General features: G+C 36.6%; 10 protein-coding genes. 5 read left to right on the top strand and 5 right to left on the bottom strand.

Features of this window, described 5'->3' with window-relative positions; translation table 11 throughout:
* Positions 1–3 precede the first annotated feature (3 nt).
* The 4 genes from L2586_RS02850 to L2586_RS02835 are packed head-to-tail and all read right to left on the bottom strand — an operon-like array spanning position 4 to position 6875.
* Positions 4–888 (bottom strand): DMT family transporter, encoded by an 885-nt coding sequence (locus L2586_RS02850; RefSeq protein ID WP_235291261.1) that lies wholly within the window; start codon positions 886–888, stop codon positions 4–6.
* 10 nt (positions 889–898) lie between these two features.
* Positions 899–2416: a DUF4832 domain-containing protein gene (locus L2586_RS02845; RefSeq protein ID WP_235291260.1), complete on the bottom strand. Its 1518-nt coding sequence runs from the start codon at positions 2414–2416 to the stop codon at positions 899–901.
* Positions 2417–2431: 15 nt separating this feature from the next.
* The gene (locus L2586_RS02840) at positions 2432–3901 is read right to left on the bottom strand and encodes a RagB/SusD family nutrient uptake outer membrane protein (RefSeq protein WP_235291259.1); all 1470 of its coding nucleotides are present in this window, start codon (positions 3899–3901) and stop codon (positions 2432–2434) included.
* A 25-nt stretch (positions 3902–3926) separates the two neighbouring features.
* Positions 3927–6875, bottom strand: a complete 2949-nt coding sequence (locus tag L2586_RS02835) for a SusC/RagA family TonB-linked outer membrane protein (protein ID WP_235291258.1) — start codon at positions 6873–6875, stop codon at positions 3927–3929.
* Positions 6876–7239: 364 nt separating this feature from the next.
* Here L2586_RS02835 and L2586_RS02830 point away from each other — a divergent pair, with 364 nt between their 5' ends.
* Together L2586_RS02830 and L2586_RS02825 are read left to right on the top strand one after the other, a co-directional pair.
* Positions 7240–8127: a PKD domain-containing protein gene (locus tag L2586_RS02830; protein WP_235291257.1), complete on the top strand. Its 888-nt coding sequence runs from the start codon at positions 7240–7242 to the stop codon at positions 8125–8127.
* Positions 8128–8210: 83 nt separating this feature from the next.
* Entirely contained in the window at positions 8211–10907 is a 2697-nt protein-coding gene (locus L2586_RS02825; RefSeq protein WP_235291256.1) for a DUF4832 domain-containing protein, read from the top strand.
* Here L2586_RS02825 and agaR read toward each other — a convergent pair whose 3' ends face one another.
* Positions 10908–11684, bottom strand: a complete 777-nt coding sequence (agaR, locus tag L2586_RS02820; RefSeq protein ID WP_235291255.1) for a transcriptional repressor AgaR — start codon at positions 11682–11684, stop codon at positions 10908–10910.
* 164 nt (positions 11685–11848) lie between these two features.
* Here agaR and L2586_RS02815 point away from each other — a divergent pair, with 164 nt between their 5' ends.
* From L2586_RS02815 to L2586_RS02805, 3 genes are read left to right on the top strand one after another with little or no spacing between them, the layout of a single operon-like run.
* A complete protein-coding gene (locus L2586_RS02815; protein WP_235291254.1) occupies positions 11849–12991 on the top strand; it encodes an SIS domain-containing protein in 1143 nt (380 codons plus the stop codon).
* Positions 12992–12997: 6 nt separating this feature from the next.
* Complete coding sequence (locus L2586_RS02810) at positions 12998–13945, top strand: carbohydrate kinase family protein (protein WP_235291253.1); 948 nt, start codon at positions 12998–13000, stop codon at positions 13943–13945.
* Positions 13942–14775, top strand: coding sequence for a class II fructose-bisphosphate aldolase (locus tag L2586_RS02805; protein WP_235291252.1), 834 nt, complete (start codon positions 13942–13944; stop codon positions 14773–14775). Before L2586_RS02810 ends, L2586_RS02805 begins: the two co-directional genes overlap by 4 nt.
* The last annotated feature ends 1 nt before the right edge of the window (position 14776 follow it).

Raw genomic sequence — 14776 nt, 5'->3', positions numbered from 1 at the left:
TGTTTACTCTTCCTTTTTCTCTTCTGGTTGCAATGAAATTAACAAAGCTGCTAGAACTGCTAATACAATACCGATGATTTTAGTCGCTGAAGGAACAACGCTAAGTACAATCAATGATATAATTGCCGTAATTAACGGAGCGCCTGCATTAGTTAATGGTGAAACTACGATAGCTTTTCCATAACGAAAGGCGTACACTAAAAATAATGCTCCTATAGCATTTAGAACCTGAATCCCTGCTGCTAGTGAAATCCCTTTCGTGCTGAAAATCGCAGTGTCGAAATCAGTCATGTATAGCGCAAATGGAATTAATAATATACCCCAGATCATCATGTAGAAAAAGATGCTTTCCGCTTGCATTATTTCATTCGCTTTCTTCATGAAAAACGCCTGAAGTCCCCATGCCATTAGTACAAGCACGGCTAAGAAAAACCATGAACTAAATGGATTACTAAAGGAGAAGTCACCTGATAATTCAAACATTGGGAGCGCTATTAATGCAAGCACTATTCCTGCTGTTCCTATCCATCCTGTCCGCTCTTTCAATAGAAGAAACGATAATCCGATGGTTATAATGGGTGATAATGAGATAATAGGGAAGATTAAATAAGGAGGCCCAACTTTGACGGCATGAAACAATATCATCTGCCCTCCTGCTCCAAGTAAACCTATTAAGCTACCATATAGAATGGCTTTCTTGTCAACTTCTAGTTTCCAATTGTTCATCTTTAGAACAATAATGGCAGGAATGATCATCGTAAGTGCCCACACTACATAAATCATAGTTTCTGGAAAACCATATTCGGTTGGTAGATTTGTAAATGCTCCCCAAACTCCCCATGTTATCATTGTAACATAGGCAAACAACAGCCATGATTTTTTCTTCATCTTTTTCTTTTTATGGAATGTCTAATGTGTACGCTAAGTTATTATATCCAGTTTCTTTTTCCCAAATATTATTATTCGCTAATTGAATGGCAAAATCAGGGTTGTCCGCAATCTTTTCACTTGAATCTGGGAAGTGTAGGTAGCAATCATAGGCTCCAGAACTTAATTTAGATTGAACATCAATACTTCCATCTAATGTGATATCGGAGTGCCATGTTCTTATATCTGTGTCTAATTCGAATGCTGTTGCATCTCCAGAAACTTGATTCCTCAGGATCAGGTTTACAGGTCTTGCTTTATTAGGAGACGCATAGCCCACATTTTTTAAATTGATCGTGAAATTGAAAAGGCTATTTTCACTCAGATTTGGGTTGAATTTCGCATTTTTCAGTACGATTCTATATCCAAGGTGTAATAGGATCGAATCCATACAGCCACCATCTACCCAGTCATTGTTGACTTGATTGTTATAATCCGCATTTAAATAGGTGTAATGTAATTTTCTGAGATCTGAATCCGCATGGCCCTCAGGTTCACAATTATTCTGTGGGCTGTAACCATCTGAACAAGTTTCACCTCCTACTAACACATACTTGCTGTCTTCACTGAAATACGGTTTTAGATTGGTGATATCTGTTCTTCTTGCGGTCGAACTATTGCCGTAATCTTCGTAAGTTCCGAAATCATCTGCACTTGCGAATAGGCAATCGTTGTGAAATCCAATTCTTGCTTTATTCGATCCAGAAAATGCTTCACTCTCTTGTAATGGCGCAACTTTGGTATCAGCATTGATGCCATATATAGCACGCTGTTTTAATTGAGGATACCGAACTTGAATCATTAAGTTTTTTGAAAATTTATTGAGCATTGCATTCAGCACTTCTATTCTGTCGTTCCAGTTTTCGTCTAGCACTTTTTGCTGTGTACCATTAGAGGAAGCATCTCCGAAAAAGTCAGTATAATAATTCTCGCCCCATGTTCCGATGAAACCCATCTGAATGCATAAAATAACATCTTCGTTTTTATTGATTACAGGAGCAAGTTGATTAATGTGTTCAAGTACAATGCTTTTCGGCGCATCTCCGTAAGGTGGACAGATGAATCCTTCGTTGCAATCTCCAGAGTTTGCAGAAGTGGTATAGCAAAATCTAGGAATTACCTTAACGCCTGCTTTTCTAGCAGTTTCGAAATCTGCATCGATCAAGTTCAGGGTTGTTTCTGAAATGCTAGAACTTTTGTAATTATCAAGGACGTAATATCTAAAAACAAGGGTGTTAAATGTCTTGTATGTAGATCCAGATGAACTCGTTAACCCTTTGTATTGTTTTAACTGATTTTCTGATAATGGATTATAATTACTAGTTCTAGTTTCTGAATACTTATAGAAACCTCTTTCAGGATTATGAAAATCTTCAAAACTCTCTTCATATGTAATAGTGACCTCGTCTTTGTTTTCAGTAATTGGATCACTGATTTCACAGCCATTGATCAATAAAATATAAAGAAGGTAGAAGGCATTCCTAATCATAAGAGGTTTTAGTTTTTATTGATTTTGAACTACTGAAGGATTCGTAACTAATTCAATATTTGGTATAAAGAAAATAGAACGATCATCATCCCAAGGAATAACGGTTCTTGTATCTCCATTTTCATTATGAATACCGATGTAGTTTCTATTGAGGTCAATTTTATTTCTTACTAAGTCATGATATCTCTGACCTTCGAATGCCATTTCGATTCTTTTTTCATCTAGTACGATCTCTAATACTGATTTACTACCGATATTATCCGTCGTATAAAGTTTGTCACCAGATAGACCTGCTCTTTCTCTGATGATATTCACATCATTTAATGCTTCTTGTGTCTGACCTTTTTTCGCATAAGCTTCAGCTCTGATAAGGTAAGTTTCTGATAACCTCAAGTATTGTGGTGAGGATAAGTTGACAATACCATCTTGACCTGAGAATTTAGTGATGTAATGAATAGGGTAACCACTTTTAGTACCACCTGTAGAAAGCACTAATTCGTTTCTGATGTCTTCAGGATTTGATCTGATCGCATCTAAGTAAGATTCAGATGCGAAAACTTCACCCCAGCCAGTTCCGTTTCCATCGTCATAATACATAGATCCGATCGAACCGTTTTTACCTCTGTGATCTTGAAGGGTAAATTTGATTACAAAAATAGATTCAGAAGATGAAGGTGTATTTGCGAAGTTGTCTAAGTATTCACTATTGCTAGCAAGTTTTACACCCTGATTATTGTTAATCACTTTGTCTGCATATTCTATCGCTAGATCATGTTCTTCCATTTCTAGATAAACCCTAGCAAGAAGTGCTTGAGCAGCTAGTTTTGATCCAAACTCTACTCCTCTAGAATTGCCATCGCTCATTAATTCTTCAGCTTTAAGAAGATCCGCAACAACTTGGTCATAACCTTCTCCTACAGTTGACCTTGCTTTGATGTTCTCATCTGTAATACTTGTTCTTAGTACAATTCCTGGATTTTCTCGTCCATGTGAATAAGGTTTTGCGAAAAATCTCAAAAGATCATGTGAAGCTAATGCTCTTAAGAAGTAATTTTCACCTACTATTTGATCTGTATCAGCGTCGACACCAGTTTCAGCATTTGCGATAATTAAGTTTGTTCCTAAGATCATTCGATAAGCAATGAACCAGAAGTAAGAAGAATTTTCCTGATCTGGAATATGTTCTCTTGTAAAAACTAGATAAAGTGGATCACCTGAGAATTGAGTATACATCACGTTGTCTGAAGCGAATTCTGACATTTGATATAAGTGTCTTGTGTAGTCGTTATTCAAGTTTCCCGCTTCTTGGCCTCGGAAGGCAAGTACATCTTTGAATAATGCGTAGGTTCCATTTGTAGCTGTAGCAATACCACCTTCTTCTTCTAGAAGTGCGTCTATAGTAGACAAATTAGTCGGTGCAATATCTAGGTTGCAACTGGTGATGCTAAGCGTTAATATGATCGATGTTATTATGATATTTTTCATTTTCATTCTTTTTTAAGGACTTCAATTAAAATTCAGCAGTGAAACTTATAGCATATTGTTTGCTGATAGGATATTTTAAATAAGATAAACCTGGTAAGGTGTATGATCCAACTGATAATCCTACATCTGGATCCATTCCAGAGAATTGCGTATAGGTCCATAAATTATCTGCATTTATTCCGATCGTTGCGTTTCTCATTCCTATATTTTTCAATAGTTTTCCTGGCAAGCTATAAGATAAAGTCACATTTCTTAATCTGACAAAAGATCCATCTTCGATATATCGAGAAGATGTCTGGTGTGCACCATTATTTCCACCTCGTTTTAACTGAGGATGAGTTGCGTCGTCTCCCGCCTGCTCCCATCTGCTCCATCCGTCCTGTAGTTGCATTAAGTTGATTCCAGTATTTGCTCCATCAGAATCTACAAACTCTCTTGTGTAATGGTAAATGTCATTTCCTCCTTGGAAAGTAAATAAGAAAGAAAGGCCTATCCCTTTATAACTAAAGTTGTTGCTGATTCCTCCAGTTAATGTTGGTAAAGCAGAACCAACAGCTTGGAAGTCTGCTTCATTGTAATTTCCAGTAGTTCCTCTTGAAGTTTCATTTCCATTTTCATCGTATTCCACAGTTTCCCATAATGGTGTTCCATCATCAGGATTGACTCCTATCCATTTAGGCATGTACCATTGGAAGGCTTCTTGTCCTACGATATTGATTTGTTGAATGGCTCCGGCTTGAACAGTTTGTTGGTCAAGCACATCTGTAATTTTTGTAATTTCATTCTGATTAAATGCAAAATTGACATTTGCAGAATATTTAAAGTCTCCAAAACTTTTTTGATAAGTAAGTGCAGCTTCAATTCCTCTGTTTCTCATATCACCAATATTCTCCGTTCTGCTTTGGTAGCCTGAAGAAAATGGTAATGGATTATTTAATAACATTCCTTCTACAGACTTTTGGTATAAGTCAACAGATAAATTAATGCTACTTCTCAGTATTTCTAAATCGAAACCAACATTACCCATCTTTGTGGTTTCCCATCCTAAGAATGGATTCGCTGGATTGTTAGGCTCTCCAGCTGGTTGGCCATTGTAATTACGAGTTATATTGTAAGTAGCTAGGTCAAGATATGGAGGAATGTTGCTGTTTCCAGTTAATCCGTAACTAACTCTTAATTTAAAAATGTCGATTAGATCGCTGCTGGCTAAGAATCCTTCTTCAGAAACTAACCAGCCTAAAGATCCACCATAGAAATTTCCAAATCTCTTTTCAGCAGCAAATAAAGAACTTCCATCTCTTCGGTAATATGCATTTGCAAAATATTTGTTCATAAAACTGTAAGAAGCTTCTGATATATATGAAATGCCAGAGTAAGAGATACCGAACCCAGCATCACTTGTAATGATTTCACTTGCTCCTGCTGGGACCTTAATCGTTGCAGATGATAGATTCTGGCCGGCAAAGTTTAATGTGTTGCTAGTGCTATAACCTCCTTCATGAGCTACAAACGCTGAAAAATTATGACTTCCATATGCTTTGTTGAATCTTAAGAAGTGTGTAGAGGAGATTCCATAGCCTCCTCCATTATTTACACCGACAAAACCGTTCGTAGCTAACCCTTCATCTGTATTCGGTGCATAATATTCAGAAAAGCTAAAATTATAAGCATCTAGTCTTGTTCTAACTTCAGCTGATAACCATGAAGTGATGTCATACTTTGCACGGTTACTCCATACGATAGAGGTTCCTGTCGATCCTAATTCATTGTAGTCTGCAGAATATAGATAACTTCTTCTAAACTGACCATACCAATCGTTCGATGGGTTGGTTACATATTTAGGGCCATAAAGTTCGCCATTAGAATCATATGGGTTGTCCCATGGCATGTTCCAGAAAACGTCTTCGAACCAGCTGTAGAAATTGACATTATCCTCAGTAAATTGTGCATTAATATCTGTGTGAAAAGAAAGTTTTTTATTGATGTTGAATTTTAGATTTCCGTTCAGATTAAGTCTTTGGTAATCGGTATTAATAAAAGTACCTTTTTCGTCATAGTAATCAGCACTAAAACCATAGGTCACTCCTTGAGTTTTTCCTCTTACAGATAAGTTGTAGTTCTGAAGAGGTGCTCTTTCAAAGCCCGCATCTAACCAATCATAATTAAGATCTTCGAGATCTTCTGGTCTGTTCGAAAGGAAACTTACTAGGTTATCACCCCACATGGCAGCTTGTGCTTCATATAGTTGAGCTCCATTCATCATCTGAAAATTACCTGTTACTGCTTCTTTAACTCCAGCTCTTGCTGTAAAAGAAACGATAGGCTTTTCAGTTGTTCCTTGTTTTGTTGTAACGATGATTACACCTGCTGATCCAGCTGAGCCGTAAAGCCCAATTGCTGCAGCATCTTTTAATACCGTTAGGCTTTCTACGTCGTTCGGAACAAAATTTCCTCCGATCATTCCGTCCACTACAAATAATGGTGGTTTGTCTGCATTAATAGAAGTAATTCCTCTGATTCTTATGTCGGCAGCAGTTCCCGGTTGTCCAGAAGAACTTGAAACGGTTAAACCTGCAACTTGTCCTTGAAGCATGTTTTCTACATTAGGCGAGGATATTTGTGTTAGTTTATCTGCCTTTAGTGTGGAAACAGATGCAGTAAGTTCTTTCTGTGTTTTCGAAGAATACCCCATGATCACAACTTCCGAAAGTGTCGTTTTCTTTTCTGTCAATGTTAGATTCATTACTGAAGAAAGATCGACTTTAACGATTAAAGTTTCGAAACCTAAGAAACTAACTTCTAAGGAGTCATTTGCATTTGCATTAATAGAGAACTTCCCATCTATGTCAGTAATTGTACCTGTCGTAGCGTTTCTGACGCTTATAGATGCACCAGGTAGCGGTTGCTGGTCAACCTCAGAAATAATTACACCACTTACGGTTTGAGTTAAGGCTGGTGCTATGCATGTAACCATACAGAGTAGGAGCATTAAAGTGTTTCTCGCTATTATATTTGCTTTCAACATATAGAATATAGTTTTTCTTTACTAAATAACTTCGTTTTACAAATAAAACAATAAAATGTAAGTTTTAATAATTTCATTACATTATTATTTATTTATTATTTGTGTTAAAACGCATTTAAATTTATGTTTGTGACTATTTGTGATTTATTAATTTGTATTTTATAAGCATGAGACACATTATAGTGTATGTCGATAATTTTGAAAAATAAATTTCAACTTATTTTTTATTTTCACAATTTTCTTTTACTTTCGTTATATTGTTAAATACTTACGAAACCTATTTATTTAGAAAATTAATTTGAAAGATAAGATTATGAAAAAGTTAAGTTATATTCTTCCGATGTTGCTTTTGATGTTTGTTGTTTCTTCATGTAAAGAAGATCCAGTAGTGATTCCGGAGCCAACAGCAGGATTCTCTGTAGCCATAGATGGTAAGGTTGCAACATTTACAAATGCATCTGCAGATGCTGATACTTATGCATGGGAATTTGGAGATGGTGAGTCTTCTTCTGAAGCAAATCCAGTGCATACATATGCTGCGAACGGTAGTTATGTAGCTAAGTTGACAGCAACAAGTGCTGGAGGAACTGATTCTAAGCAAGAAGTTCTTGATATTATCAATATTACAATCGATGGTGACCTTAGTGATTGGGATGATACTGAAGTTGCATTTACTGGTGGTGGAACTATTACGAATGTAAAAGTTGAAAACTTGGACAATAATAAGTTGTTCTTGTATGTAGAAGGAACTGCAGATTTGACTCCACTAACTCAAGTATATTTGAACGTAGATAACGATCGTTCAACTGGTGCACAGATCGATTGGCAATATTTAATGGGTGGCGAAGATGTTCTTGTAGAAGGTAATTTATCTGCTGGTGAAGAACAATATGGAGCTTTGTATCCATGTGAGCCATGTGACGGAAGTAACCCTGGAAATTGGAACTGGAGTGCAACTCCGTCTAATGAAAATATTGCAGATTTTGTTGTTGCTTCTGAAATGATCAGTATACAAGGTGGTCTTGCATATGAGATGGTAATTGATCTTACTGCATTAGGAAAGACAATTTCTACAGAAGCAATTGGTATTGCTGTTGCAGATATGTCTCTTGAAACTTGGGGGCCTGTTGGTGCTGCACCAGTATTCTGGAACGAAAATGATAACCCTGAAGGAACATTATTTGTATATACATTCAAGTAGTAGTTGCCTTTGTAAGAAAAAAAATAAGATTTTTAAGTGTAGAGGGGGTGAATTATTTCTCCCCCTTTTTTATATTCAGACCTATGAAAAGCAGATTATTCCTTGTCTTTATTTTTGCCTTTAATTTTGCAATTGCCCAAGACGTTGTTGAAAAAGAGTATGCTTCTTCGGATGAAGTGATTAGCAATCCAGAAAGAGGTTTTTATAAGCATACAGAAGTGCATTCGGCTAATTATCAAAACTTGAATGTAGAAACCCTTCGATCTTATAGAGAGCAGGATCAAATAACATTGATTCTTAGGGTTTTTTACCTAGAGGATTTTGTAGGTAAACCTATTTCTCAATCGTACTTGGATAATATGGCTAAGGACTTTAATGTTCTTAGGAAAGCTGGTTTGAAAGCTGTCGTGCGTTTCGCTTATACTAAGCGATCGTCTGCTCCTTACGGCGATGCAAAGCCTGAAATGGTTTATACGCATGTACGGCAGTTGAAGGGAATATTTAATGCGCATTCAGATGTGATATCGGTGGTGCAGACTGGATTAGTCGGTGCGTGGGGTGAATGGTATTACACGGATCATTTTGCTGGATTTTCGCCTAGTGATATCAAGCCTGAGCATTGGGAAGCAAGAGGCAACGTAGTTTTTGAATTGTTAGATGCATTGCCTGAAAATAGGATGATTCAGTTAAGGACACCTAATTTCAAAATGAGAATTTTTGATACACAGGAACCATTAAGCGATCTGAATGCTTTTAATGGTTCAGATTTGTCCCGAGTAGGGCACCATAATGATTGTTTTGTAGCTTCTGCTAATGACGTCGGGACTTATGGGAATCCATCTGTTGAGAAGCCCTACTTAGAAGAAGAAACGAAGTATACGCCTATGGGTGGAGAAACTTGTGGATTAGCGCCGCCATATTCTGATTGTGAATTTGCAACTTCTGAATTAGAACGATTCCATTGGTCTTACTTGAATATAGACTACCACGGAAGTGTGTTGAGTGCTTGGAAGGACCAGGGCTGTTTTGATGATGTGGAAAGAAGGTTGGGGTATAGAATAAAATTAGTTAGTGCTAAGTTGAGTCCTGAAATTAATTCAAAAGGAAGTGTAAGTTTAGAATTGAATCTACAAAACGATGGTTATGCTAATCCTTATAATTATAGAAGTTATGAGGTTGTTTTGGAAAATAAAGCTACTGGAAAATCATATCGTTATCTTTCAAAAGATGATATAAGAGAATGGCCGATTGGCGAGGTGTTTTCAGTGAATGTTGAAGCGGGATTGCCAGTTGATGTTGAGCTAGGAGCTTATGAGGTCTACTTGAGTTTTCCTGATGGAAGTCCAAGTCTTGCAGATGAGTTGGCTTATAATATTAGGTTGGCGAATGATGATATCTGGGATGAAAATACGGGTATGCATAATTTAGGATTAACCTTAAATGTTTCAGCCGAAAACGAAAGTGATGTCTACAATGGGGAATTATATTTTTCTGATGTAGATGAGGCGAAAGTTGAAGTTGTGGGACCTACGGAGATATTTCAAGGGAGTGGTAATTTGAGCAACCTGATTTTTTGGGGAAGAGATACGTCTTTCCAGTATAGGAATGTGTTGAGAGCAGAACAGGATATGCCTTATGTCAATGTTGGAGTTATTCCAGCAAGCTTGGATTATTTTCAGGATGTAGATGTTCAGGAAGGTGTGAGTTATTCTTATAAATATGTTTTAGAAGATGTTTCGGAAAGGACTTATGAGTCTGATGTAGTCGAAGTGTTGACACAGTCTTATGAAGAGGGTTTGAATGAAATTGTAGTAGATGGTCAAGATGAAGACTGGGCGGATATCGCTCCAGTTGCATCAGCGTTAAGCGTAGAACAGAAAGCTTATATTTTGAGAGCTAATTTTAGCGTTGATTCACTATTTGTTGGGCTTTATGGGACGGTAGAGAACTATTCGGTTTTTCTGAATACGGATAATGACTTATCAACGGGTTCAATGGATGGTAGCCCAGCTGATGGTGCTGATTTTTTAATTAGAGATGGTGCCTTGTTCTTTTTTGATGGTGATTCTTGGTTGCTTGAAGCAGATGAGCTAAGTATTGTGGGGAATGATGGTATTTTGGAAATTGGCTTTCCATATGTTTACTTTTCTAACATTGGCGAGAATGCTGCAATTCCAGTTTATGCTCTGATTAATGAAGGGGGAGTTGCGCTTGGTGGGGAAAAGGATGATCCATCTTATATTATTAGAAAGTTACCTCCAGATTTGCCAGGTAATTTTGAAGTAAGTAATTCTTCCGCTTTTCCTGATTCTCGACTTGAAATTCGTTGGGAGGCTTGTGAGCGATGTGATTTGTATTCTTTGGAGCGATCTTCGGATGGCCAAGGGTATGAGGTGATTAAAGAGCTGGCTCAATCAAAGGATTTTTTCTATGATGATTTTTTAGAAAATGGTGTTTACTATTATCGAATTCAAACGAGAAATGAGTTGGGTTGGTCTGTGTATACAGAACCCAAAACTGGAATAATAGGCGGTTCTTCCACAGTAGATATTTTCAAGAATACTTTGCCTTTGAAGTTTTTACCGAATCCTTCGCAGTCTGAAATTATTTTTGAGCAGCAAATAGATAATTTGCAAATTTTTGATCTTTCAGGTCGACTAATAAAGGCTTATGAAAACCAGGTGACGAAGCTTGATATTTCTCAGTTGAAAAAAGGAATGTATCTGCTGAAAAGCAGGAAAGATGATCAATTGCTAATTTCTAAATTGATAAAAATTTAATTATACAACGTCCATCTTTATGCCTTTGTCGGTAAGGAGAGCGATATCTTCTTCATTGATTCTTTTGTCGGTTACTATGCGGTCTACTTCGTTAATTCCACAGATGTAAGCAAAGGCTTGGCGGTTAAATTTAGAGGCATCGGTTAGTACGATTATTTCATTTGATATCTTGATCATTTGCTCGTTTAGGTGTGCTTCTTCCATATTGGCTGTGAAGAGACCGTCCGTGATGTCAACTCCATCTACGCCAAGGAATAATTTATCGACATGAAATCGGGATAAGCTCTTTCCGGCAATTGGTCCGACTAAGGACTGGGAATTCTTTCTCATGTGGCCTCCTGGCATGATTAGGTTGATATTCGGAAACTTACTAATGATAATGGCGATGTTAATAGCATTCGTGATAACTGTTAAATCATTAAATCGATCCAGGTTTTTAGCGAGTTCTGCTGTTGTTGTTCCTGAGTCTATAATGATGATGTCGCCATCCTGAATAAGGGAAGATGCAAATTCTCCAATTTTTACCTTGTCTGAAAAGTTGATTTTATCTTTTTCTGAAATGCCAAAATCAAGTCCAACGCCACCTACGTGTTTCATTGCTCCGCCTCTTGCCCGTATTAGAAGTTTCTTTTTTTCTAATTGGTCTAAGTCGTTTCTAATAGTGACTTCACTCACCTCAAATTCCTTACTCAATTGGTCAACAAAGATTTCTCCCTTGGCATTCAACTGGTTTAAAATTTGATTTCTCCGTGCAACAGTAGATTTTCTATATTTCATATAAGACCTAATTTACTTTAAATTTAAGTTTATTCTCAAAAAATAAGAAATAAAAGGCAAATAACAATGTAAAATAAGATAAAACAAGAAATAATAACTTTATGAAAGTTTTATATTCTTGTTTATTTTAATAAATTTGGGAAACTAAAGTTGGAAGGATAATTATGTGGTCAGAAAAACTTATTAAAAGTGATGGAAATGCAGCCCATACAAATGCTGAAATATTTCATCAGCCGAAATTATGGAAGAAAATCTGGAAAAAGATATACGATAATAAGGACGAAATTAAAGAGTTTGTTAACTCAGGAATTGAGCAATCTGATAATATTGTATTAACAGGAGCTGGAACGAGTGCATATATCGGAATCGCAGTTCAGAGAAGCTTTCGAAATAAGTTTAATAAAATTGCTGAGCCGATTTCTACCACACATATTGTTTCGCATCCCACAGATTTTTTTCTAAAAAATCAAAATCTATTTCTTGTGAGTTTTGCAAGATCAGGAAATAGCCCAGAAAGTTCAGCCGTAGTGAAACTAGCAGATAATCACACGAAGAATTGCAAGCACTTAATCATTACTTGTAATCCAGAAGGTGATCTTGCAAAGAACCATAAAGAAAATGGATATGTTTTTACATTGCCGCCAGAGGCTAATGATAAGAGCCTTGCCATGACTAGTAGTTATTCGGGAATGATGATTGCTGGAATTCTAATTTCGAGAATTGATGAAATAGAAGCATTAGAATCAGAAGTAGATAAACTTGTAACATATGGAAACAATGCTTTATCGCAAGCGGAATACATATACAGTATCTCGGCACAACCATTTACCAGAGCTATCTTTTTAGGATCAGGAGCATTATATGGTGTTGCGAAAGAAGCGCAACTGAAGATGCAAGAACTAACAGATGGAATGGTTATTTGTAAGCATGATTCGTTTCTAGGATTAAGGCACGGCCCGAAAGCCGTTATTGATGAAAACACCTTAGTTGTGTATCATTTGTCTAATAATCCTTATGCAAGTAGGTATGAATTAGATTTGCTTCAGACAATGAAAGATAATAGTTGTCCGATGGGCCAGTTAGCGATAGGGGAGCATATCGGAGAAATTGAGAATATGGATTGGAAGATAGAACTGGATTGTGAATTGTCTCATACAATAGATAAGGATTTGTTATCAGTAGCGAGCATATTACCTGCTCAATTACTAGCCATGTATAAGTCAATTCACTTAGGTCTAAAGCCAGATAATCCCTCTAGAAATGGGGCAATATCTCGTGTTGTTCAAGGTGTTAATATTTATAACTAATTGTTTATGTCTAAGAAAGTTTTAGTTATTGGAGAGCTGAATATAGATATGATCTTGAATCATATCAAGGGTTTTCCTGAAATGAGTAAGGAGAAAATTGCAGATGAATTAGATGTTACGCTAGGCAGTAGTTCAGCTATTTTCGCGGCAAACTTAAGTGCACTAGGGACTGATGTTTCTTACTTGGGCATGGTTGGGAAGGATGATTTTGGAGATTTTATCGTGCGAACATTGACAGAGAAAAATGTAGTCACTGATCAAATTTTAAGATCACCTAGTCTGAAAACTGGGATTACAGTTGTTATGAATTATGGAATGGATAGAGCGATGGTTACTTATCCAGGCGCAATGGAAGAACTCTCTATGAGTCACCTTTCGAAAGAAAACATCTCAGCATTTGATCACGTTCATATAAGCTCTGTTTTCTTACAACCTAATATCAAAAAAGACATAGTTCCCATCTTTAAGATGATAAAAGACTTAGGGTTAACGACTTCATTAGATCCTCAGTGGGATCCAAGTGAAAATTGGGACTTGGATTTGAAGAGTTTACTCGAATATGTTGACATCTTCTTACCTAATAAAAAGGAATTCCTAGCATTAACAAAAGTAGATACCTTAGAAGAAGGATTGTCTCAATTAGACAATTTCCTTGATAAAATAGTTATAAAAGACGGTGAATTTGGAGCTCATAAATACATCAATGGTGTGCTTGAAACGAAACCTTCTTTCTTAAATAATGATGTAGTTGATTGTATTGGTGCCGGAGATAGTTTTGATGCTGGATATGTTCATCGATTTATTAACGATCATGATGCGTTGGCATGTTTAGAATTCGCAAACATAGTCGGTGCGATTAATACCACTAATTCCGGTGGAACGAAAGCTTTCGAAACTAAAGAAGGGATTTTGAAAACTGCATTAGAAAAATTTGATTATTCAATAGAGTTATGAAATTACAAGAAAAGTTACTTTTAAATAAAAAAGAAGGAAAGGCTTTATTAGCCACTAATTTTTATAATTATGAAACGTTAACTGCAGTGCTTACTGCCGCTAAGGAAACAGATTCTTCCCTTATCGTTCAGCTCTCAGAAAGTTCTATTCATTATTTAGGCTTGGACATGGCATATAAAATGGCGCGAGCGGGATTAGCAAAACATGAGGTGGAAGGCTGGATTCATTTAGATCACGGGCAGAACACTGACCTTGTAAAAGCATGTATCGATATTGGATTTGATTCTGTGATGATCGATGCTAGTGAGAAACCAATTACTGAAAATGTAGAAATCACGAAGTCCATCGTGAATTATGCAGCAGCAAAAGATATTAATGTCGAAGCTGAATTAGGATATATCGCAAAATTAGATCAGCAACAAAAAATGGTTTATACTCAACCAGATGAGGCAAAGTCGTTCGTAGATCAGACAGGTGTGAATGCACTTGCCATTGCAGTCGGTTCAGCACATGGATTTTATAAAACAACTCCTAACTTGCAGATAGATCTTATCGGAGAAATTAACGCTGTAACAAATGCTGCGTTAGTATTACATGGAAGTTCTGGTATTCCTGCTGATCAGATACAGGCTGCAGTCAGACAAGGAATTACAAAGATCAACTTGGCAACTGAGATAAAGAATGCCTTCATGCTTAAGTTGAAAGCGCACATGAATGCTACGGATGAAATTGATCTTAGAAAAGTCTTCCCAGTAGCAACTGAGGCTGCTAAAAATTTAGTAAAAGAAAAAATTAACGTTATCAATGACGCATCATTAATAAAATTATAAC

Origin of the sequence: Portibacter lacus (genome assembly GCF_021533215.1) — a bacterium.
GTDB classification, from domain to species: domain Bacteria; phylum Bacteroidota; class Bacteroidia; order Chitinophagales; family Saprospiraceae; genus Portibacter; species Portibacter lacus.
The sequence above is the reverse complement of the archived record's forward strand: the minus strand, read 5'-3'. Positions and strand labels throughout refer to the sequence as shown.

What these genes read in the sequence shown, in the direction of transcription:
- L2586_RS02815 (WP_235291254.1), top strand. Translation starts at nt 11,849, where the DNA reads ATGTGGTCAGAAAAACTTATTAAAAGTGATGGAAATGCAGCCCATACA.
- L2586_RS02850 (WP_235291261.1), bottom strand. Translation starts at nt 888, where the DNA reads ATGAAGAAAAAATCATGGCTGTTGTTTGCCTATGTTACAATGATAACA.
- L2586_RS02825 (WP_235291256.1), top strand. Translation starts at nt 8,211, where the DNA reads ATGAAAAGCAGATTATTCCTTGTCTTTATTTTTGCCTTTAATTTTGCA.
- L2586_RS02845 (WP_235291260.1), bottom strand. Translation starts at nt 2,416, where the DNA reads ATGATTAGGAATGCCTTCTACCTTCTTTATATTTTATTGATCAATGGC.
- L2586_RS02810 (WP_235291253.1), top strand. Translation starts at nt 12,998, where the DNA reads ATGTCTAAGAAAGTTTTAGTTATTGGAGAGCTGAATATAGATATGATC.
- L2586_RS02830 (WP_235291257.1), top strand. Translation starts at nt 7,240, where the DNA reads ATGAAAAAGTTAAGTTATATTCTTCCGATGTTGCTTTTGATGTTTGTT.
- agaR (WP_235291255.1), bottom strand. Translation starts at nt 11,684, where the DNA reads ATGAAATATAGAAAATCTACTGTTGCACGGAGAAATCAAATTTTAAAC.
- L2586_RS02805 (WP_235291252.1), top strand. Translation starts at nt 13,942, where the DNA reads ATGAAATTACAAGAAAAGTTACTTTTAAATAAAAAAGAAGGAAAGGCT.
- L2586_RS02840 (WP_235291259.1), bottom strand. Translation starts at nt 3,901, where the DNA reads ATGAAAAATATCATAATAACATCGATCATATTAACGCTTAGCATCACC.
- L2586_RS02835 (WP_235291258.1), bottom strand. Translation starts at nt 6,875, where the DNA reads ATGGTTACATGCATAGCACCAGCCTTAACTCAAACCGTAAGTGGTGTA.